The 22,851-nt window shown below is 49.6% G+C and carries 18 protein-coding genes; 7 read left to right on the forward strand and 11 right to left on the reverse strand.

The annotated features are described in order from the left end of the window. The first annotated feature begins 160 nt into the window (after positions 1-160). The 3 genes from BWK47_RS00955 (at position 161) to typA (ending at position 6,155) form a co-directional block, all read left to right on the forward strand. Positions 161-2,281, forward strand: a complete 2,121-nt coding sequence (locus BWK47_RS00955; RefSeq protein WP_162327218.1) for an EAL domain-containing protein — start codon at positions 161-163, stop codon at positions 2,279-2,281. A gap of 28 nt (positions 2,282-2,309) precedes the next feature. Further along, the gene (locus tag BWK47_RS00960) at positions 2,310-4,151 is read left to right on the forward strand and encodes an EAL domain-containing protein (RefSeq protein WP_162327219.1); all 1,842 of its coding nucleotides are present in this window, start codon (positions 2,310-2,312) and stop codon (positions 4,149-4,151) included. Between the two features lie 210 nt (positions 4,152-4,361). Next, on the forward strand, positions 4,362-6,155 hold the full coding sequence (gene typA / locus BWK47_RS00965) for a translational GTPase TypA (protein WP_162327220.1): 1,794 nt from the start codon (positions 4,362-4,364) through the stop codon (positions 6,153-6,155). A 466-nt stretch (positions 6,156-6,621) separates the two neighbouring features. Here the strand turns inward: typA and BWK47_RS00970 are convergent, their stop codons facing one another. The 4 genes from BWK47_RS00970 to upp form a co-directional block, all read right to left on the reverse strand. After that, positions 6,622-8,151 (reverse strand): TAXI family TRAP transporter solute-binding subunit, encoded by a 1,530-nt coding sequence (locus tag BWK47_RS00970; protein WP_237269731.1) that lies wholly within the window; start codon positions 8,149-8,151, stop codon positions 6,622-6,624. Positions 8,152-8,307: 156 nt separating this feature from the next. Next, positions 8,308-9,186 carry an MBL fold metallo-hydrolase gene (locus BWK47_RS00975; RefSeq protein WP_162327221.1) on the reverse strand — a complete coding sequence of 293 codons (879 nt, stop codon included), beginning with the start codon at positions 9,184-9,186 and terminating at the stop codon, positions 8,308-8,310. A 99-nt stretch (positions 9,187-9,285) separates the two neighbouring features. Next, positions 9,286-9,585: a thylakoid membrane protein gene (locus BWK47_RS00980; RefSeq protein ID WP_010871397.1), complete on the reverse strand. Its 300-nt coding sequence runs from the start codon at positions 9,583-9,585 to the stop codon at positions 9,286-9,288. A gap of 69 nt (positions 9,586-9,654) precedes the next feature. Then, positions 9,655-10,305 carry a uracil phosphoribosyltransferase gene (gene upp, locus BWK47_RS00985; protein ID WP_162327222.1) on the reverse strand — a complete coding sequence of 217 codons (651 nt, stop codon included), beginning with the start codon at positions 10,303-10,305 and terminating at the stop codon, positions 9,655-9,657. 234 nt (positions 10,306-10,539) lie between these two features. Here upp and BWK47_RS00990 point away from each other — a divergent pair, with 234 nt between their 5' ends. Both BWK47_RS00990 and BWK47_RS00995 read left to right on the forward strand, forming a co-directional pair. Then, complete coding sequence (locus BWK47_RS00990; RefSeq protein WP_010871399.1) at positions 10,540-11,388, forward strand: prohibitin family protein; 849 nt, start codon at positions 10,540-10,542, stop codon at positions 11,386-11,388. 104 nt (positions 11,389-11,492) lie between these two features. Beyond that, positions 11,493-12,779, forward strand: coding sequence for a hypothetical protein (locus tag BWK47_RS00995; protein WP_162327223.1), 1,287 nt, complete (start codon positions 11,493-11,495; stop codon positions 12,777-12,779). A 10-nt stretch (positions 12,780-12,789) separates the two neighbouring features. On the opposite strand, the gene BWK47_RS01000 is transcribed toward BWK47_RS00995, so the two are convergent. From BWK47_RS01000 to gltD, 7 genes are all read right to left on the reverse strand, one after another. Continuing rightward, a complete protein-coding gene (locus BWK47_RS01000; RefSeq protein ID WP_162327224.1) occupies positions 12,790-14,796 on the reverse strand; it encodes a serine/threonine phosphatase in 2,007 nt (668 codons plus the stop codon). A 466-nt stretch (positions 14,797-15,262) separates the two neighbouring features. Continuing rightward, positions 15,263-15,985 (reverse strand): hypothetical protein, encoded by a 723-nt coding sequence (locus BWK47_RS01005; RefSeq protein WP_162329567.1) that lies wholly within the window; start codon positions 15,983-15,985, stop codon positions 15,263-15,265. 34 nt (positions 15,986-16,019) lie between these two features. After that, the gene (locus BWK47_RS01010; protein WP_162327225.1) at positions 16,020-18,026 is read right to left on the reverse strand and encodes a ribulose bisphosphate carboxylase small subunit; all 2,007 of its coding nucleotides are present in this window, start codon (positions 18,024-18,026) and stop codon (positions 16,020-16,022) included. Between the two features lie 132 nt (positions 18,027-18,158). After that, on the reverse strand, positions 18,159-18,461 hold the full coding sequence (locus BWK47_RS01015) for a EutN/CcmL family microcompartment protein (RefSeq protein ID WP_010871404.1): 303 nt from the start codon (positions 18,459-18,461) through the stop codon (positions 18,159-18,161). 32 nt (positions 18,462-18,493) lie between these two features. Beyond that, entirely contained in the window at positions 18,494-18,829 is a 336-nt protein-coding gene (locus BWK47_RS01020) for a carbon dioxide-concentrating mechanism protein CcmK (protein WP_010871405.1), read from the reverse strand. A gap of 128 nt (positions 18,830-18,957) precedes the next feature. Next, positions 18,958-19,269, reverse strand: coding sequence for a carbon dioxide-concentrating mechanism protein CcmK (locus BWK47_RS01025; RefSeq protein WP_010871406.1), 312 nt, complete (start codon positions 19,267-19,269; stop codon positions 18,958-18,960). A gap of 460 nt (positions 19,270-19,729) precedes the next feature. Then, a complete protein-coding gene (gltD, locus tag BWK47_RS01030; RefSeq protein ID WP_162327226.1) occupies positions 19,730-21,214 on the reverse strand; it encodes a glutamate synthase small subunit in 1,485 nt (494 codons plus the stop codon). Positions 21,215-21,292: 78 nt separating this feature from the next. On the opposite strand from gltD, the gene BWK47_RS17225 reads away from it, so the two are divergent. Together BWK47_RS17225 and BWK47_RS01035 are read left to right on the forward strand one after the other, a co-directional pair. Next, on the forward strand, positions 21,293-21,421 hold the full coding sequence (locus BWK47_RS17225; protein ID WP_257793035.1) for a hypothetical protein: 129 nt from the start codon (positions 21,293-21,295) through the stop codon (positions 21,419-21,421). Positions 21,422-21,492: 71 nt separating this feature from the next. Continuing rightward, positions 21,493-22,818: an ankyrin repeat domain-containing protein gene (locus BWK47_RS01035; RefSeq protein ID WP_162327227.1), complete on the forward strand. Its 1,326-nt coding sequence runs from the start codon at positions 21,493-21,495 to the stop codon at positions 22,816-22,818. The last annotated feature ends 33 nt before the right edge of the window (positions 22,819-22,851 follow it).

Raw genomic sequence — 22,851 nt, forward strand, 5'->3', positions numbered from 1 at the left:
ATGACCCGCCCAAACCCTTAATAAAGTTTGTCTAAGAAGTACGATCCAACCGTTAGGGGTTATGTCACACTAGAGGTAGGGTCGCAATTTAGCCAGATTTTGTCTCCATCATCGGGTCAAGATACATATTTCCCTTGCCCATCCGCCCATCCTTGCTGTTATGACTAACCTGCCTGAATTTCGACATATATTTGTGATCGAAGATCAAAAAGCCCGTCGTATTATTTCCTTGGACGAACCCACCTATTCCATTGGACGGGAATCCAGCAATGATATTGTCATTTACGACCAGGTAGTATCCCGCCACCACGCCACCCTAATTCGCATCAAACCCACCTCCCAAAATGAAGGTTATTCCTACCGGATTTTAGACGGGGATTTGGAGGGCAATCGCAGTACCAATGGTCTGATTATCAATGGACAGGATAGTGAATCCCACGACCTGCAACACGGGGATGTGATTTTATTTGGTAGTCAGTCCAAGGCTAGTTACTACATCGTTTCCACTTCTTTGGAAATTGCCATGTTCAACCCCCTGGAGGCCATGTCCTTAGAAGACTTGTCTCGCCAAAGTTTGGGGGATTACACCAGTAAGTCCACCATTATAAATGAGCAGGAACAGGAAGCATCCCGTTTGGCCCCTAGTTCTGCTGATTTAGTGCGTTTTTCTTCCTTTGCTGAGCTTAGTCCCCATCCCATTGTGGAAATTGATTTCAATGGCAAAATTGTTTATCTAAATCCGCCGGCAAGTATTAAGTTTCGGGATATCAATGACCTAGGCGTTAGCCATCCTATTTTAGAAGGTCTGCTCAACCAAGCCCAAAATGTACGGGGCAATTTGCTTTTGCGGGAGGTGAAAAGTGGCGATGAATGCTATGAGCAATACGTCCATTATCTGACTGAAAATCAAATTATTCGTAGCTACTTAATTGACATTACCCGACGGCAACAGGCAGAAGATAGCTTGGCCCAACATACTTTCTACGACCCCATGACTGGGCTACCCAACCATGCTTTTTTTGAGGAGCAATTGGCGATCGCCTTGGCGAAGGTACAGCGGGATCAAAGTCGGCTGGCTATCCTGTTCCTCAATTTTTATAATTACGAGCGGATGATCAATGCTTTCGGACTAGGGTGTGGAGAAATTTTACTCAAAACCGTAGCCAAACGTCTGAGCCAGTGGACAGAAAAAAGAGGCTTGGCCTGTCGTTGGCAGGGAAAAGAATTTGCCATTCTGCTCAAGGAACCGGGGGACAATCAAGCCTTGACGGAAATGGTGAAGGAAATGCTGGCCATGCTGGAAGAGAGCATTGACGTGGCCAAACAAAAAATTCACCTCAAGGGTAAGGTGGGCATCGCCGTTTACCCCGATGGGGGTACTGATGGGGCTACCCTATTGAAAAATTCCCACACTGCTCTAGAACAAATTAAGGAAAAACATTTTGACTCCTTCGCTTTCTTTAACGAAAAGGCCGCCTCTAAAGCTAACCTGTTTTTCCGACTGGAAAACCTACTCTACGAGGCCCTGGACAAGCATCAGTTCTACCTAACCTACCAGCCCATCCTCCATATAACTACAGGGGAAATTACTGGCATGGAGGCTCTGTTGCGTTGGCACCATCCCGAAATTGGCGAAATTTCTCCGGTTAATCTGATTCCCTTAGCAGAAAAAACTGATTTAATTGTACCCATCGGCGAATGGATTCTAAGGACGGCCTGCCAACAGAATCGGCAATGGCAAGGGGCCGGGATTCCCCCCTTACCTGTATGTATTAACCTCTGCCTCAACCAATTCCAAAATCCTCACTTGATTGCCAATATCCAAAGTATCCTAGAGGAGAATCAGTTGGAGCCCCACTGGTTGACCATTGAGGTGACTGAAAGCATCATTATGGACAACATTGATTATTCTCGCCGGGCCATCGAACAGTTGGCCACTATTGGTGTTAATCTTTCCCTCGATGACTTTGGTATTGGCCTAGGCACTCTGTCCTGCTTGCAACAGTTTAAGATTCCCACCGTCAAGATCCACGAGTCCTTTATCAAAGATTTGGAGCAGAGTCCCGTCAACGAAGCGATCATTACCAGCATTATGACCCTGGGGAGAAAATTGGGTGTTCGCATCATCAGTGAAGGCGTAGAAACTCAACAGCAGTTGGAAGTACTACAAAAACTGGAATGCCAGGAAATACAAGGTTTTTGGTTTAGTAGGCCCCTCAAAGTTGATGCCGCGACGGAACTTTTGAGTCAAAATAAGATTAAGGCTGATCCTCTGGCATAACTTAGAATTAATAGATCCCAGATTCTCTATGAAGCAACACATACTAGTTCTAGAAGATGCCAATCAAAGAAGAACAATAATCTTAGACGAGCAACAGTATTCCATTGGTCGCCATTCTGGTACTAGCATCCAGATTCACTCCCGGCAGGCTTCCCGGCACCATGCCACCCTGATGCGGAAGACTAATAGTAAAACTAACGAAGAGTGTTTTTGGATTATTGATGGGGATCTAGAGGGCAATAAAAGTCAAAACGGCGTCTTTGTGAACGGGGAAAAACGCCTCATTCACGAGCTAAAAAATGGTGACCTGATTAATTTTGGCTGTAGCATCAATGCCAGTTACCACGTTACTGGAGAGGGGTTTGGGGAGTCTTCCTCCCAGCCAGTGGAAATATTGCCCCAGACTTCTCCCTATAATGAGGCGGTTTCCGCTCAGATTGCCTCCAGCTATAACACCAGGGAAGGGGTTGATTTGTTGGCTGGCTCCAATGATGAAACGTTTCACGAGCAATCCTATCTGGATACGGCAACGGATTTGCCCAATCAGACTCTGTTTTTGGAGTACTTAAATATTGCCCTTTCCAATGCCCGTCGCCACCATGCCCAGGTGGGGGTTTTACTCTGCCAGATTAATAATTGGTCTGATCTCAAGCGCAAACGGGGAGACGCGGTGGCCAATGCTTTCCTACAGGAAGCGGGGCAAAAACTGAAGTCAAATTTGCGCAATGGAGATATTGTTTCCCGTTGGGATAAAGATGAGTTTATTTTTCTGGTGTCCAAGGTACAGGATACTAGCAGCCTGTTGGGAATTGCTCAACGCTTGATGAAACCGGTTTTAGCTCCGGTGACGGCGGGGGGAAGACCGTTCCAGCCAGAAATTACCTACGGGGTGGCCCTCTATCCGGTGGATGGGGAGCAGGTGAATGACTTGATCGGTCACATTAGGGAAAATTTACAGCAGTTGTTACCCCAACCCACCAACCCGGGGTCAGGAGAGGCGGATGACCATATAGAAACAGCGGTGGATGTGCGCATCGGTGCCCCCCAGCCGGTGCCAGGACTTTCTGACTCTGATCAAAAGCGTTTGGCGATCGTAGAAAAGCGTTTACTACGGGCGTTGGAACAACATGAGTTGGAATTGTACTATCAGCCCCAGATTAATTGGCGTAAAAAAACTATTGAGGCCATGGAGGCGTTTATCCGTTGGCAACATCCCCAAAAGGGCCTACTGCCCCCGGGACAGTTTTTGCCGTGGAGCGACCAAACGGAATTTATGGTGCCCCTCACTCGGTGGATTTTAGAAACTGCCTGTCAACAAAATGTCCTGTGGCAACAGCAATTGCAAACTCCTTTTCTAGTTTCCGTTAATATTTCTGAAAAGCAGTTTTATCATCCTTTACTTAAAAATATGGTCATGGAGGCGATCGCCATGGCCAAGATGGAGACCCATTACTTGGAGTTAGAAATTCAAGAATCCACTGTGATGAAGGATTTTGGTCTGGCACAGCAAATTATCACCAACTTACATAACTACGGTGTGGGTTTTTCCCTGGATGATTTTGGCACCGACTATATGTCCCTCCGTTGTCTCCAGGATTTACCTTTTCAAAAGCTAAAAATTGACAAATCCCTAACGGCACAGTTACTAGAACAAACCGATAACGTTCCTAATTTAACCATGATGGAAACCCTGATCAGTCTTGGTAAAACCTTCAACCTGAAGGTGGTGGCTGAGGGGGTCGAACAGGAGGAACAGATTAACGTTTTAGATAGCCTCAATTGCTTTTTCATGCAGGGCTATTGCTTCAGTGAACCGTTAAATATTCTGGCCGCCAATAGCTTTTTGCACAAATACATTGCTGGTAATTAGAACGTGTTTGGCAAGTTTTATTCCGCCCCCTAAATCTCCCAATAATGGGAGACTTTCACTCAGTTTCCCCCCAAAATTGGGGAGCCAGGGGGGCTTTTCAAACAGGCTCTTAGGTTTAGTTTTAGAAGCTTTTTGCTCCAGAGGAGGCAACGGTAGGATAGACTGAATATTACAAATTGTTAATGCGGACCTTGAAGCCGCTTGCCCGTTATGTCTCTTCCCATCCGCAATGTCGCCATCATTGCCCACGTTGATCACGGTAAAACCACCCTTGTTGATGCTCTATTGAAGCAATCAGGCATTTTCCGGGAAGGGGAAGACGTGCCGGTGTGTGTGATGGACTCCAACGATCTGGAACGGGAACGGGGTATTACCATCCTCTCGAAAAATACGGCGGTCCGCTACCAAGATACGTTAATTAATATTGTCGATACCCCTGGCCACGCTGATTTCGGCGGGGAAGTGGAACGGGTGCTGGGTATGGTAGACGGTTGTGTGCTGATCGTGGATGCCAACGAAGGCCCCATGCCCCAAACTCGGTTTGTGCTCAAAAAAGCCCTAGAAAAGGGTCTGCGCCCCCTGGTGGTAGTTAATAAGATTGATCGTCCCCGGGCCGACCCCAACACCGCCGTGGATAAGGTATTTGATCTATTTGTGGAACTGGGGGCAGACGATGACCAGTGTGATTTCACCACTCTGTTTGCTTCTGGTTTAGGGGGCTTTGCTAAAGAAAGTCTGGACGACGATTCCGAGGATATGAAGCCTTTATTTGAGGCGATTTTGCACCATGTGCCGCCCCCGGCCGGTGATCCCAGCAAACCCCTCCAGTTACAAGTGACCACCCTGGATTATTCCGATTATTTGGGACGGATTATCATTGGCCGCATCCATAACGGTACGGTTAAAGCGGGACAACAGGCCGCCTTGGTGAAAGAGGATGGTTCGATCGCCAAAGGAAAAGTTAGTAAACTCTTGGGTTTTGAAGGGTTGAATCGCATCGAACTGCCAGAAGCCAGTGCCGGCTACATTGTGGCGATCGCCGGTTTTGCTGATGCCAATATCGGTGAGACTTTGACCTGTCCCGACGAACCCCAGGCTCTGCCCCTGATCAAAGTGGATGAACCGACTTTACAAATGACCTTTTCGGTCAATGATTCTCCCTTTGCGGGCCAAGAAGGCAAATTTGTTACCTCCCGTCAGATTCGCGATCGCCTCAATCGGGAATTGGAAACCAACGTTGCTCTACGGGTGGAAGATGGGGAAAGTGCCGAGCAATTTTTGGTCTCTGGTCGGGGGGAATTGCACCTCGGTATTTTGATTGAAACCATGCGACGGGAAGGTTATGAATTTCAAGTGGCCCAGCCCCAAGTGATTTATCGCGAGGTCAACGGTCAACCCTGTGAGCCAGTGGAATATTTGGTTTTAGATGTACCAGAAGCGGCGGTGGGAGCCTGTATTGAACGGCTGGGACAACGACGGGGAGAAATGCAAGATATGCAAACCAGCGTCAACGGCCGCACCCAATTGGAATTTGTCATTCCGGCCCGGGGTTTGCTGGGTTTCCGGGGGGATTTTATCCGCATCACCCGGGGGGAAGGCATCATGAACCACAGCTTTTTGGAATACCGCCCCATGAGTGGTGATTTGGAAACCCGCTATAACGGTGTCATGGTAGCCTTCGAGGAAGGGGTGGCCACATTCTATGCCATGAAAAATGCTGAAGACCGGGGCGTATTTTTCATTACCCCTGGCACCAAGGTTTACAAGGGCATGATTATCGGTGAGCATAACCGGCCTCAAGATATTGAACTGAACGTTTGTAAAACCAAACAGCTAACCAACCACCGTTCCGCCACTGGGGACGAATTGGTGCAACTCCAAGCGCCGGAAGACATGAACTTAGAACGGGCTTTAGAATACATTGGTCCCGATGAACTGGTGGAAATTACGCCGGAATCCATCCGTTTACGGAAAGTAGCCCGCAAAAAGTTGGTCAAACGTTAACAGAACAATGGGGCTTTGCAAGGTTTTAAAGGGGCAGAAAGGAACACCAATCCAGGCCTAGTAACTTTCTATCCCTTTGGTTCAGTTATAGCCAATTCAATTAAGATCGTGTTTGGAAAGCCCCCCCTGGCCCCCCAAGTTTGGGGGGAAAGTAAGTCAAAGTCCCCCAGCATTGCCGGAGCTTTAGTGAGGAGATTTAGGGGGCAGAATCAGACTTTATAAACAGGTTCTAAGAATAATTTAAACAGGCTAACTAAAGTGGTCTTGGTAAAAGCTTTACAGCAAACGCTGCCTTCTTAGTCTGATTTGAATTAGCCATAACTCTCTTGTTTGGGCAAAAGAATTCCGTACGAGGAACTTTGGGAAAACGGGGAATTTGATGCGGGCGAATGGCGGCATTTTGTACCGCTCCGGTTTGGTCCAATTCCCAAACGTGCACCAAGAAATTGGCAGGCATGGGGAAAGGTCAAACTCTCTCCATCGTGGGCTGGGGCCGACTGATAAGAATATCCAACAACAGTTGCATTTGATAAAGATTAAGGTAGGTGGGAAAATCTAAATGTCCTTTGAGAAGCATTTCCCGATAAATTTCCTGGCATTGCTGCAGATGTTCTACCATCCAAGGGGCATTATTGCTGCGGTATTGCTGGACTTCTGTTAAACCGCCAATGATTTTGCTCAAATCCTGGTCCTGTTGGTGATTAATTTCCGTACGACATTGTTCGATAAAAACCTCGTTCATGCCCTCAATTTGTTGATACAAATCCGGCGCTAAATTGCCTTCAATCAACATCAAGCGATAGCTTTGTTTTAAACTTTCAATTTCCCTTAACGCTTCCTGGGGATTTTCCTGGGCCGTTTCCCGCAAATCGGCGATCGCCTGACGGTGGCCCACTAGGAACTTTTCCGTTTTCCGTTTGCGCCAACCCTGGAGCAAAAAGCCAATGGTGGTAGTGCCCAACAGCATAATGGAGGCGGCCTGGAGGGGTTTGTTCTCCTGAAGATAACGTAACCAAGCAATGCGGGGGTCTCCCTCCCGATAGGTACGCATAGCGGCGGGGTGAATATACAGCAAGCCTTCATAAAGATTAACTGAACCATTCTCCGTTGCCAATTTGGGGTAAAACGAAGCGAATTGCCTAGAATTAGCAAAAATTGCCCAGGTCATTAAAGCCACTTTTTCCCGATTCATATTGGGTCTGGTCAATAAGGCCCCTCCGGTGGAAATGGTCAGAATATCTTCCGAAGGAAATGGGGGCAACGCACGGTAGGTACCCTGGGGAATATAGGCTTTGCGGTAGGATTCAGGAAATTGCAAAGTCAGGTAATTAATGAAGCTTTCGCTCAGGGGCACAAAATCAACATTTTCCACAATGGTCAATTGTTCCCGCACTTCATCGCTGGCTTTAAACGGCCCCACGTACACCATGGCATCCAAGGGACTATTGGGCGCAACGAAATTTTGCAAGCCCATACTCAAACCTAACTGGGTATAGGGTTGAATGGTCAAATTGGTGGAATCAAATAAGCGGGTGGCGGTGAAGTTGATGCCACTAGCTGGGGGGCCAATGCTGACTTTTTTACCCTCTAGATCTCTTAGGGTATTCACATTTTGATTTTTGCGGCCAACGATGTGGGCATATTCTTCAGTCAGAATGGCCACGGCAGCTACATCCCCTGCTTTCATGGCTTCGCTGGCCACGTCGAGTTGCACCATGGCAAAATCCACTTCCCCGTCCAATAGCCGTTGTAAATTTTGTTGGGAACCCTGGGAATCTTTGTTGTCCACCACCACAAGGTCAACGGTGGCCGCTGATTCTTGGATTTGTTGGCCAATGCGAACATAGGCGCTGAGCCCATTGCCAGTGGACAGGGTCACGGTGGCGGGTTTCCTGGTAGTGCAACCGACAAACACCAAGGGAAAAAGGGCAATCACAACCACAGCCCAGGGCAGTCGATTTTGGAGTAATTTCTGTAGGGAAAGATTATTTGCCAATGGGGACAGATTAAAAAAGTTCAAAACTGGATTGGGTATAAAAGCTATTGGCCCATGGGGGAAAGGGAAAATTCGGCTATCTCCAACCAGTCCTTAAAATTTATTGGAATTTAACTGATTATTTTAAGGATGGAATCCCTTGAAGATGGGCCGACCTCACCCCACTATGGTAATGGTTGCAAGAGGATTAGCCATTGTTCCAGGAATCAAGCTGATTTCCATGCCTTCTTTGGCGATCGCCGTGGCGGGAAATTGTTGTTTAGCTCGGTCCCATATGACATCCAACATTGAATCATCATGGCCAGGATCGTGGTGGAAGAGGATTAATTGTCTTACCCTGGCGGCCTGGGCCACCTTCACCGCCTCTTGCCAGGTGGAATGGCCCCAACCGACCTTGCTCATCTGGCGATCGTAATATTCTTCGTCGGTATAGGTGGCATCAATGATCAACACATCTGCATTCTGGGCTAAAGCCAATACATTGTCATCCAGGCGATCGGGAAAATGTTCTGTATCAGTGATAAAAGCCACTGTAATGCCTTGCCAACTTACCCGATAACCCATGGCTTCCCCTGGGTGATTTAAGGGCCGGGTCTGCAACTCAATGTTACCAATCACAACATCTTCCCCCACCTCCAAATCGTAAAAGGCCACAATGCCCTGCATCGTTTGCAACGGCACAGGAAAATTGGGGTGCAACATTTGCTCATGGAGCCGTTGTTCAATGGTTGTGCCATCGGGGGTCGGTACACCATAAACTCGAAAAAAGTTACCGGGCCGGAAAGCAGGGGTAAAAAATGGAAATCCTTGGATATGGTCCCAGTGACTATGGGTAAAGAAAATATCGGCCGACACGCTCTCCTGGCTTGGGAGACTATCCCCCAACATCTTGATGCCGGTGCCTGCGTCAAAAATCAGTCGTTCCCTTCCGATCGCCATTTCCACGCAGGTGGTGTTGCCCCCATAGCGCACTGTGGTTGGCCCTGGACAAGGGATACTACCCCGTACTCCCCAAAATTTGATCTTGAATGTCATTGGATTGTCACTTCCTCTGGTTCCCCAGCAATGATGGCGGTAACTTCAACTAGACCCAGGCCAAGGGAGTGGCGAGGAAAAGCCTTCGGTGGGGATTGGTTAGCGATGTTCTTCTTGTACTTCCTTGATATTGTTTAATTCATTGACGTGGCCCAACTGGTCACGGACATCGTCGATAACCAAATTAAGTTGGGCAATTTTGTCTTCCAGGCGACGGCGAGCCAACTCAATATTTTCCTCACTATCGAGATTTCCTACCCCCTCAGTGTCTAATTTTTCCCGGTCGGGGCTTTGGGTAGCAGCTCGATTGGCCAGGACAGAACCCAAAATTCCCCCCACTACGCCACCAATGACCGTACCTAATAAAAATCCTCCGGCGAAGTTATCTTTTTGAGCCATGACTTTACTCCTGTTGTTAACGTTTGGGGTTGAATTTGTAATTATTTGATCACTAGTTTAATGGTGTTATCAAGTACCAAAGCAACGATCGCCTGCATCCCCTAGGCCGGGCACAATGTAACCCTGGTCATTGAGTTGTTCGTCAATCATGGCGGTGTAGATGGTCAAATGGGGATGGGCATTACTCAATTTCTGCAGGGCAGTGGGGGCGGCCACCACGGAGACCAAACGGATTAAATTGGCATCAATGCCCCGGGCCATCAGCAAATCCAAAGCAGCCATGATGGTATTACCCGTAGCCAACATGGGATCTAGCAACAAAAGATGGGTACCGGGGGCAAACTGCTCCGGCAACTTGTTCAGATACAGACTAGGTTCCAGGGTGGTTTCATTGCGCACTAAACCCAGATGGTAAATTTTTGCCAGGGGCAACAAACCCTGGGCCCCTTCCACCAGAGCCAACCCCGCCCGCAAAATGGGCACAATGACAAAGGGCGTTTGGGGGTCAATCAGATTGGCCTTGGCGATCGCCAGGGGAGTTTTCACTTCCGTATCCATCGTCGGCAACCAATAACGAGCGGCTTCATAGGTCAACCAACGTCCCAATTCCCCCATGGCAGTTTTAAACAAAACCGGCGGCGTGTTTTCATCCCTAGCTACCCCCAACCAATGCTTAATTAAGGGATGCTCCGGCACATAAACACGTAATTGAGAAGCCATGGGAAAACTTAAAAGTTAATATCTAAAATTTAATCTTGTTAATCTTGCCCGTTGGGGAACCGAAAAATGGGCTAAAAGTTAGGACGTGGTCTCACCGTCGGTAACAATTCACTGTGAAACTCCACTGTAGCTCAGATCGGGTTACCGAAAGTTGGGGCATTGGGAAGGGAAAGGTTTTCTGCCATACTTTGGGCAGGGATTTCCCCCAAGTTCAACGACAGACAGGCAAGCATTATGAGCAAACAACCATCCTTTGACGGCTGGCAGTCCATTGTGGGGGGGCTGATCGCCGCCTTGCTAGTCCTGCTGAGTTTCAACTCCTTTGTGGTGATTAACCCTGGTCAGGCCGGTGTGTTGAGTGTCTTGGGTAAAGCCCAAGACGGAGCCCTACTAGAAGGCATTCATTTCAAACCGCCCCTGGTATCGTCGGTGGATATTTACGATGTGACGGTGCAAAAATTTGAAGTGCCGGCCCAAAGTTCCACTAAGGATTTGCAAGATTTGTCTGCCAGCTTTGCCATTAACTTCCGCCTCGATCCCACCGAGGTAGTTACCATTCGCCGTACCCAAGGCACCCTACAAAATATTGTTGCCAAAATCATTGCTCCCCAAACCCAAGAATCTTTTAAAATTGCCGCCGCGCGACGCACAGTGGAAGAAGCCATCACCAAACGGAGCGAGTTGAAGGAAGACTTTGATAACGCCCTTAATTCCCGCCTGGAGAAATACGGCATCATTGTTCTGGACACCAGTGTGGTGGATTTAGCCTTCTCCCCCGAATTTGCCAAGGCAGTGGAAGAAAAGCAAATTGCTGAGCAGAGAGCCCAGCGGGCAGTGTATGTGGCCCAGGAAGCGGAACAACAGGCCCAGGCGGACATCAACCGAGCCAAGGGGAAGGCAGAAGCCCAACGGTTACTGGCGGAAACTTTAAAAGCTCAGGGGGGGGAATTAGTCCTACAAAAAGAGGCGATCGAAGCTTGGCGGGAAGGGGGGGCTCCCATGCCCAAGGTTTTGGTGATGGGGGGAGAAGGCAAGGGGTCTGCGGTTCCCTTTATGTTTAACCTAACTGACCTGGCTAACTAGCGGCAGCGGGGAAGTTATAGGTCCCAGGGCTCCTGCCTGACCTTTAGGTCCATTCTTATAATCGGATTAATCGGATAACGCCATCTTTTCCACCGAGGTTCCCCATGGCAGGTAACGAGAATATTGCCGAACCCCAGCCGGTCTATACGGGCACCATTCTTTATCCTTCTCCCAGTCCCTATGCTTTGGCCATTACCCCTCTGGTCCAGCTCAAGAAAATTTTCCAATCCCTCTACACCAGTTTATTAAAAATGATGTGGCAGGAGTTGTGGGCGGGGGAGGTTCAAAACAATGAAGCTTTCAATCTCATCCTTTTTTTGATTTTTCTGCTTCTTTGTTGGTTAACGTTTAGCTTCCGTACCGCTAGCCAATGGTTGTTTACTTTATTTTTTCTCTTCTGGTTTATTGATAACTCCATTACCCATCGAAATTTTCAGGAAGGCCATTACATTCGTCGGGTTTACCTCCGTCGTCATGGGGCCGGAAATTTACATTGGCAACTACAACTTCCCCACAATGCTCCCCTCTCGATGGAGTTCAATCCAGGGCAGGTAAGGGCCATTGGGGTGCGGCGACGGGAAATTAGGGGGGGAGCCTTTCAGGACAAATTGGCGACGGTGTGGCAGGGACAACTGCTTTTATACGATGGGTCTGATTGGATTTTTGAGGAAGATCAAAACCTCGACCCGGTGCTAGAGGCGATCGCCGTGATTCAAGAACTGCTCGGGGAACCGGTGCCGGTGGCTTTTGAAGCTAGCCATGGGTTGGGAGCCTATGCCCTTAATAGGATTACACCCCAGGAGGAAGCAAAGCTGTTACAACAAGGACAAGGGGTGGGGGTGAAAAGAACAGAGCGTAAATGGCAGATTTTTTCCCGTTGGCGCTGGGGGGATTCTTGGCTATTAATTCAACAGATTTTTCGAGAGTCGGGTTTCCTCTTATTTGTGATATTGATGATGGGATTTATGGTGCAATTGGGGGCTATTTTGGATGGTTTTAGACGGGCATTTGCTGGGGAGATGGTTTACGTTGAAATACCGGATAATTTCGGTTTAATGCTGCCCTGGCAGGATTGGCGCATCGGTCTGCCCCTATTGCTAGCGATCGCCATTATGATTTACCGGGGCTGGCGCCTGAGTCGGGTTAAGCACTGTGCTGTGGATCAACATTTTGTGCGGGCCAGTTTGGACCATCAATCCCTGGGGAAATTACCCACCGAGGCGGTGGAAACAGTATTGACAGTGGGACAGGACAAACCAGAAATTTTGGTCTTAACCGCCAGCCATAGTCTAGTCATTCCCTCTTTCCAACGACTAGAAGAAGCCCTGGTGTACACATGTGTCCTTACCAAGGCGATCGACGCATTCACCCTAGGCAAACACCAAGCATAAGTTACTGAAACTACCACACATCCAAAGGAATTTGGGGGCGAACCTTGAGTCGCACCAGTACACCGGTCAAATTGTCATGGCCATTGTATTCATTGGCCGCCTCCATTAATTTTCTCAGGCCCCGGTCTACGTCTTGGCTGGAGCTAACATAGGGCAGCAGTAGTTCTTGCCAGTGTTCTTCGACAAAATCATTGTCGGAAATCCCATCAGAACAGAGCAGAATCAGACAATCTTCTTCAATTTCAAAAATTGCTACGTCCGGTTGGAGATAACTACTGCTGTGGGGTCCCAAGGCCTGGGTCAACTGATAGGCATCGGGGCGAGCATAGGCCAATGTCGGATCCAGCCCGTTAAGAATGGCCTGTTGGCCCACCTCATGGTCCACCGTCAACTGCTCTAAACCATTTTTGCGGGTGACTCGGTAAATACGACTGTCCCCCACGTGGGCGATCGCCATGGTGGTGTCTTTAACTAGCATCATCACCAGCGTAGTACCCATGCGGCCACTGCCGGAACTAGCATTACTTTGATTAACTTCGTAAATTTTTTGGTTAGCTAGATTAATCCCTTCAGTGATGGTATTTTTGTCCGGCAACCTATTGGCCATGACAATTTGAAAATACTCCAGCAGGGTCTTAACCCCCATCTGACTGGCCACCTCCCCTGCCGCATGGCCCCCCATACCGTCACAGACAACATAAACCCCCTGGGCCTTGATGGTCTTGCCATGGTTATTACGATGGGTTTCCACACTTGTGGTGATACCGAAAAAATCTTCATTATGCTGTCGGTGCCCACCTCGGTCAGTGTAGCCCGCATCCACCAGGCTAATTAACTGCATAGGTAATACCGCTGTGGGGACATCGTCCACCTCTTCCGAGTCAAACACATTGACATCAGGCATGGTAACAGGATTAATGCTGAGAGCAACTTCCTCGCTTTTGAAAGCACTTTCTCCACTTTCTATCGCCGCAAAAACATCATCAGGAATTTGCTCAAAATCCACTTCATGGATAATGAAATTTTCCCCTTCCTCCTCCACCGTAATCACTAAATCTTCGATGTCCGCAAACAAATCATCTACATCTTGATACTCGCCCTGGGCCGCTCTTTGCAGTATGGCCAACAAGTCCTCCCCCGCCGAGGGTACCGGACTAAAATAACCATGTAACAGAGAACCAAATTCCTCTAGGGAAACTGGCGTTCCGCCATTGGCATAAATTTGTTCTAGGGCGATGTTTTGGTCTTCATCCACTAGCAGATTTTGCCCCATCAACAGCCCTTTACCGCAGCCAGCCGAGGAAAGTTGCTGCCAGAGTTGGAAAAGTTGATTGATCCAAAAAACCATTTCCAATCCCGGCAGAGAGTCCCCTTCGTCCCGCAGCACATCTGCCAACACATCCCATCCGGAACGGTCCTCCATCAAGACAAAACCATAATCTCCGTCACACCAGGCATCGTAGACTTCGGGGATTTTGGGCATCAACTCCGGAAAGCGAAAGTAGGGAATGATCGCCTTGGGTAAATTCAAGCTTGACCAAGTGTCATTGGCCATAATTTCCCCATCGGACATTTGGGGTAACTGGGTTAACAAGTCTCCCTGCTGGGACAACAACACTTTTAGTACAGAGGGCTGTAAAGGTTGGCAGTCCACCACCCTGCTTTTGAGCACGATTTGTTCCCCTTCCCCCACTTCATCCACCACAAATGGGTTTTCTTCCACGGGAGTGAGGAGTTGGTAGCGTTGACCCACATCAATGAAGTTTTCATAAAGCTTGATCCCTTGGGGATCAAAACTCTGTTCCGGTTTCCCATCCGGGCCAACCGCCACTGGCACCGTGACCAACACTGTTAATATCTGACCGGCGATCGCCCCGCAATGGGGACAATGGGCTTCTCCGTACTGCACCATTTCTCCGCACTGATTACAGGGATGCTCCTTCAGGGACGCCCCACACTTTTGGCAATCAGTGTTGCGATTAGGATTTTCGGCGGAGCACTGGAGACAGATCAGCATAATTTAGGCGAGACGCAATGGATTGAGATAACTGGGACAAACAACCACCAGTTTTTCCGGAAAAGACCCCACTTTGCCGCTAAAACAACAATTAAGCTGAGTTGGGGGAAAAACCGTGACTATGGGCGAGGAGGAGGAATTTTTAGGGAGACGCTAATTTTCCAACACCATCCCCTTCATGGTAAATACCTTAGCTTAAAAATTAGACACTACCTCAACTAACTCTACTTTTGTGGGTATTACCTCACTTTTAAAGGTTTAACCAGTTTTTTCTCCCCCCGCTGTTGGTGATACGGCTGGTTGAAATACAATCAAGACAGTAGCGCTTTCTACAAAGCTTATATTGAAGGCACTTGAGACGTTTACATTGCACTATTTTTAGTCGAATTAGTCGTATCGTTGCCCCAATGCCTTATCCAGGATAAGTACACCACTGTGCCCGTCTGATGCTCTAGTGACAATCCATTTAAGAACTAGAATATCGTCGTTCCGGAAATAGGGTTAAGAGTAACTGATTAATGTAAACCTGACCCACTACGGGAGGCTTTTCTTGTACTTCTTCTGAAACTAATGGCACAGTGGTGACCACCGTCGGAGCAGTTGGCGTCGATTCCCCAGGGGATCGATTTGAGGAAATCTGTTCTGCGGCCTCGGCGGTTGATGGCCTTGATTTTCTGGCAATGGATTCTTTTGCTTGATCTGACGAATCTGTCCCCTTTGCAGGGGGCTCGTTGTCCCAGGGGGAAGGAATAGGGGCAATGGGGTTTGCGGTTGAAGGGGATTTTTTTTCAGTAACGCTGTCAGTTGTTAGAGAACTAGCCCCTACCGTCTGGACATCGGCAACCCGATTCATTAATAAGGAGCCGGGAGGAATTAGGACCTGGGCATCAATATCCTGTTGAAAAATGGTGCTCCGGGAACCGAGACAAGCTGTTGCCCCAATGGTCACTGGCCCGATTACTAGACAGCCAGGGGCGATCGCCGCCTGCTCCTGAATTTTCACATCACCGGCATGGGCGGTAATCACACTGCCCAAACCAATGCAGACCCCGGCCTCAACAATAATTTGACAATCCGGAGCCGCTTCTAAAATAACCCCCGGAGCAATCACCGCTGTTTCGTGAATGATCACGTTACCACTCACAAAATATTCAGAAAGACTAACACTGTGAACGGGCGGTAACTGCATGGCAAAATCCGGGGGGCTGGTCAACTAGTAATTACTAGGGACGCTGAATAATGGTTTCCAACACCCGCCGTTTAGCTGTGGGATCTATGCCTAGTAAGCGGACATATTCGCCGTTATGGTCTGCCAAGCAACCTTCTAGGGCCCGCAACACTTCCGACTCGTGGGTACTGGTGATGGGGGCACAGCTCTGCCAGGATTTGGCTTTAAAGCGACGTTTATCCGTGTGTTCGGTGCCAATTTTGTAACCCTGGGCCAGGAGAGAACGCACCTGGGTGACCACACTGTTATCTAGGCGCACGGCGGAATTACTGTAACCGCCACCATTGCTACTGCCAAAGCCATTACTGGAAGTATTGCTAGTTGTACTGGCGCTAGCCGAAGACGGCGATCGCCCAGCGGCAACGTTATCCCCGGGACGTTGAATAATTTGCTCCAACACCCGTCGTTTACCGATCCGGTCAATGCCGATAATTCGCACATACTCTCCGGCATGGTCGGCTAGGCAAGCTTCCAACTTAGCTAGAACTTCAGCTTCCCGACCGCCGTCAATGGTGGGACAAGTATCCCAGGATTTCGCCTTAAAGCGCCGTTTATCCGTGTGTTCGGTGCCAATACTGTAACCACTGGCCAGTAATCCCCGAATTGTTTCCACCACCTCTGGGGTCAAGCCACCAGCGCTAGAGCCACCGGCGGAGCTCACAGGGGCAGACTTATAGCCAACGGAACTGCTGGAACTAGAAGGTTTACCATTGCCATTACCATTGGGGCGGTGTACAACAATTTCTGCCACCCGCCGCTTACCGGCTGGATCAATACCGATAATGCGCACATACTCATTGGCGTGATCAGCCAGGAAACGATTTAATTCCTGCAAAGCTTCCCCTTCCCGATGGCTGCCAATGGTGCCTCCAGTTAACCAAGAGCCGGTTTTGAAGCGACGGGCACTGGCATATTCCAAGCCGATTTTATAACCCTGATGCAACAGGGCCCGCAACTGGTTAGCACTATCCCCAGCTAAACTGCCTGCTTGGGCCACCGTGCTCCGGCCGCTACCACCACTGCTCAAAGCTTTGGTCGTAGTTGTGCCCCGACTGGGGGAACCGGGGACATCACCGGGGCGTTGAATAATTACTTCTACCACCCTGCGTTTAGCCCCCTGGTCAATGCCAATTAGGCGGACATATTCCCCCGCAAACTCCTGGAGCCAACCTTCCACCGTGGCAATAACCTGGTCGGGACGGAAACCATCGGCGGTGCCACAGCTCTGCCAAGATTTGGTTTTGAAACGTCGTTCGTTGGCGTGTTCTGCCCCGATACCATAGCCCTGGGCCAGGAGGGAGCGGATCTGGTTGGTAATGTCAGAATTAATACTCATGTTGTCTATGGAATTTATATAGGGGGTTTCAGTAACGGGGGTAACGGCGGGGAGGGACTCCGGCAACACACACACGGTTGGAGCAGTTCCCTGGGTTGGAGAAGCACTTTGTCCGTGCATGGCCGCAATCTGTTGAACAAAATGGCGATCGCCAGCTTGCACATCCGGTAAACTATCCGCTTGGTGTTGCTGGGTAATCATGGCACCGGAGGGCACCAATTTGTTGGGGGGAATTTCCACATCCTGAACTAGGGAATGCATCATCACCACCGACCCATCCCCCACCCGTGCATTGAGCACAGTGGAACGGAAACCAATGAAGCAATTAGCGCCGAGGTAAACCGGGCCGTGGACCAAAGCCAAATGGGCCACACAGGTGCCCGGCCCAATCCAAACAGAATATTCCTGGTCATCATCCCCCAGCACCCGACCAGTTTCTAAGCCATGGATCACCACTCCATGTTGGATCAGCACATTACCACCAATCCAAAAGGGCGTGCCCTCGTCCGCTCGAATGGAGCTCCCAGGGGCAACACTGACCCCGGGCTGAATGCGCACATCCCCCACCACATTGGCAAACGAATGCACGTAGGCCGTCGGGTCAATCTGGGGGTCTGCTAAATGTTTGGACCAAGGCCTGGAAGCCAAGGCGGTGCGAGATCCCATGCAATAGTTCCTCCTAGATACAGCCAACAACCAGCCCAGGGACTTTGCCAGCACTGCATCGGGTTCAAATATGTCCCAAGCAAAATCCTAGTTCCTCCAGTGGATAAGAAAGATAGGAAAAAGGGGGGAGCTTTATCTCCCATCATCCCTCTTGTTGTAGAGGGAGCCACTAGCCACATTAACTGTGTCGATAATGCCCACCACCATGGCATCCAAAGGGCGATCACCATTGCCCCGTTCCTTACGGGCGGCACTACCCCGGGCCACCAGCACCCATTCATTTAAGCCTGCACCCACCACATCCCCCGCCACTTCATAGCGTTCTAGGGGTTGACCTTTGGTGTCGAGGAACTGAACTAAAAGCAGCTTGACGCCGGTTAAGTTCGGTGTCTTCGATGTACTGACCACGGTCCCCAAAACTTTGGCAAGTTGCATGGCTTAATTGGGCTCAAAATTTATAGGGAAAATTAACGGCGGATGATGGAAGGATTAACGATTTCCCGGAACTGTTCCACCGCCTCGGTGTAGCGAATGGGCAGCACATACTCCAGGTTTTCGTGGGGACGGGCAATAATGTGGTTAGACAAAACTTCACCACCGTTTACCCGACGGATGTTTTCAATGCCAGCGGTCACTGAGGCCTGTACCTCGGACACGTCACCCCGCACAATCACGGTGACTCGGCCGCTACCAATTTTTTCGTAGCCCACCAGGGTAACCCGGGCGGCTTTAACCATGGAGTCGGCGGCCTCCACAACGGCGGGAAACCCAAGGGTTTCGATCATTCCAACTGCAATTGACATAGGTTTAAGTTACTCCCAGGGAATATCAAATCAAAAAATCAAAATTACGCTGATCAGCGCCCATTGCCCAGGCTCGGCAGTCCTGGCTATTCTGTGTAGTTGACTACCGATCGCCAAACAAAGGGGAATTAATATGTCCGAAATTGTTCAACTTCTTCGGTGTAGCGAATGGGGAGGACATACTCCAGGTTTTCGTGGGGACGGGCAATGATGTGGGTAGAAAGCACTTCCCCACCGTTGACTCGGTTAGCGGCTTCGATACCAGCGGAAACAGAAGCTTGTACTTCGGACACATCCCCCCGCACAATCACCGTAACCCGACCGCTACCAATTTTTTCGTAGCCCACCAGGGTGACCCGAGCGGCTTTAACCATGGAGTCGGCTGCTTCTACAACAGCGGGGAAACCACGGGTTTCGATCATTCCAACTGCAATGGACATGGGGGATAGTCTCCTAGAATCGTGAAAGTGCGGGTAAAAGTTAGCAGGCGAGTTCGACTGTGGTCAGGGGCAGAGCCGGATCTGGCCATTCCCACCAAGGGATCAAAACCCAGAACCCGATTGATTGCCTAACAGTCCACAGTAACAGCTTTGGTGAACGGAAAAATCAAGAGAATTTAGAATGGATTTTAGGAACCCAAGACAAACCCCCGACACAAAAGCGTCGGCTCTTGACAGCTTTTCCTGCTGTTGAAGTTGAATTTAGGAAGATAAATAAAAAATTTACGGAAATTTGATTATCTACCCTATGAAAAGCATAGGAAACCTTGGGCCCTTTGACAACATAAGGGATCATGATAATTTTTAATTCGACTATTCAGCATTACTAATCAAAAATCAGGGGGCGATCGCCGCTTTTGATACACATTTGGATAGTTAATTAACCGATGGCTATGGCCACCTAGGGGAGGTCTGTTTCCCCCATTAAGTAAAGGTCACAGGCTTTGGCTGCCCCCCGACCTTCGTTGAAAGCCCAGACCACCAAACTTTGGCCCCGGCGACAGTCCCCCGCCGCAAATACCCCGGGAATACTGGTTTCATACTGGCCGTATTCAGCTTTAATATTGCCCCGGGCATCTTTATCCAATTTCATTGCATCCAGCAGTTGACTTTCTGGTCCCACAAACCCCATGGCTAGCAAGACTAATTGAGCTGGTCTGACCTGTTCCGTGCCAGGCACTTGCTGGGGGATAAATCGTCCTTGCCCATCCTTTTCCCAACGGACATCGACGGTGTGGACTGCTTTGACCCGCCCCTGGTCGTCTCCTTCAATTTTGGTGGCGGTGGTGAGGTAACTGCGGGGATCATGGCCATAGACAGCGGCGGCTTCCTCCTGGCCGTAGTCCATTTTGTACACCTTGGGCCATTCTGGCCAGGGATTGTTGGCGGCCCTTTCCTCCGGAGGTTTGGGCATAATTTCCAATTGCACTAGGCTTCTGCAACCGTGGCGGAGGGAAGTACCCACACAGTCGGTGCCGGTGTCCCCTCCACCGATAATTACCACGTCTTTATCCTTGGCACTAATGAAATCCGGGCCGGGAGTTTTATCTAAAATTGCCTTAGTGTTGGCGGTCAAAAATTCCATGGCGAAGTGGATGCCTTCCAGTTCCCGACCGGCGATCGCCAAATCCCTGGGCTTAGTGGCACCGGTACAGAGCACCACTGCGTCGTAGTCCTTGAGTAGGGTTTCCGGGGGTAAATCCTTGCCAATTTCCGTATTGCAAACAAAGGTGACTCCCTCTGCTTCCAGCACGTTTAAGCGGCGGAGCACCACTTCTTCCTTATCCAGCTTCATATTGGGAATGCCGTACATAAGCAAACCGCCGGGACGGTCTTCCCGTTCATAAACCGTTACCCAATGGCCGGCTTTGTTTAACTGGGCGGCGGCGGCCAAACCAGCGGGGCCAGAACCGACTACGGCTACTTTTTTCCCCGTGCGTTTTGCGGGCGGTTCCGGCGTTACCCAACCTTCCTGCCAACCCTTTTCGATAATGGAATATTCAATATTTTTGATAGTCACCGGAGGATTGTTAATGCCCAACACACAGGAGCCTTCGCAGGGAGCGGGACAAACCCGGCCAGTAAATTCAGGAAAATTATTAGTCTTATGAAGCCGATCTAAAGCTTCCCGCCACAGCCCCCGATAGACTAGGTCATTAAATTCCGGGATGAGGTTATTGATGGGGCAACCACTGGCCATGCCACTGATTAAAGTTCCCGTATGACAAAAGGGTGTGCCGCAATCCATACAACGGGCTCCCTGGGTTTCCACCTGCTTATCGGGCATGGTCACATGGAATTCGTCCCAATTCCTCAGGCGATCGCCGGGGCTTAATTCTTGGGGAATTTCGCGGGTATATTCCAGAAAACCAGTGGGTTTGCCCATGCTCGTAGTTACCTCTTGTGGTGGGGGCGATCGCCGTAAATAAGGGATGTAAGCCTAGTTTAAAGCAGTTCCCAACCAATGGAGGGTAACTTTTATCGAGATTTGCTGGCCATGTTGCTTTTTGTTACAAACTTCCCCTCTGCCATTGGTACAAGTTACCAACAAAAATCCCTGGTGGGGCCATGGCCAAGCCCCGAACAACAATGATATTTTGGAATATGGGGCATTCAGACGGTCAAAGGTCGAAATATTTCTAGCAAAAAATCAGCAATCAAACCATGGTCAATCCCATTGTGGTGGCGGCTAAACAGGGTCAATGGCAATTAGTGCAGGAATATTTATTTACTGCCGCTTCAGACCAGGTTAACCAAAGGGACGAAAGGGGACTGACGGCTTTGATGTACGCAGTAGCATCCCTGGAAATGACCACCGTCAAACAATTACTTCAAGCGGGGGCTGACCCCAACCGCTCCCGGCCGCCCCATGGCATTACGCCCCTAATGTTGCTAGCGGGATTACAGCCTAACCCCAATGACCCTGAAAAAAATCCGGTTCAACAGGCGATCGCCGCAATACTGATGGAATTTGGTGCCGAGGTGAATCAAGGTAATGATGACGGCACAACGGCGTTGATGATGGCGGCCTATCGCAATAATTTACCTCTGGTGGAAACTTTACTAGCTGGAGGAGCCAGAGCCAAAATCCAAGACCAGCAGGGGACAACCGCCCTGGAATGGGCCATTAAACAGCAAAATTTGTCCATGGTACGGAAGCTGATTGAACACCATGCTCCGTTGGACCTCAGCGATGGGGATGGTAATTTCCCCCTGACCTTGGCCATAAAAACAGACGATCGAGTAATTGTTGACTATTTACTCCAAGCCGGTGCCCCCTGGGATCAGAATGGTTGGTTCACAGCGGTGGAGGAAGGAAACATTGATCAGGTGAAAGCTTTCATCCAGGGCGGTTATCCCCTTACCCAGGCTGGGGATGTCGGCGATACAGCCTTACACATTGCTTGTTTAGAAGGTTACCAATCCATGGTGACCATTCTGTTAGAAAAGAGCCCCAAAGATATGGTCAATGCCGTCAATCAAGCGGGGGACACGGCCTTACATTTGGCGATCGCCCAGGGACATTTGGCAATTGTGACCCAACTACTCAATGCTGGTGCCGATGGTAATTTTTCGGGCAATGGGGAGCCGCCCCTCCTAACAGCCCTCACTGCCACCCATGGGGATGCCCAGACCCAAGCGGTCATGGTTAACGCCTTGGGCCGGGCAGGGGTTGACCTGGACCAAACCCTATGGGAAGGAAAAACCCCCTTAATGCTGGCAGCCATGGCAAATCTCGCTGCGGTGATTACCACCATCGCCAATTATTCTGTCCAAGTTAACCGTGGTGATCCCAACGGATCTACTGCCCTGATGTGGGCTTGCCATCGGGGCCATGGGTCGGCGGTAGAAGCCCTGCTGACTAATTTCCCCGCTTTAGACCTTAACCTGAAAAACCAGGGGGGCCAGACAGCCCTTGATTTAGCTCGCTTGAATCGTCATGGGCCCATTGTGGCCCTGTTGGAATCCCATATTTCTCGTAGCGCCTGATTATCAATTACTAGATTTATTCGACTGTAATTT

The organism is Synechocystis sp. CACIAM 05 (assembly GCF_010222815.1).
GTDB lineage: Bacteria > Cyanobacteriota > Cyanobacteriia > Cyanobacteriales > Microcystaceae > Synechocystis.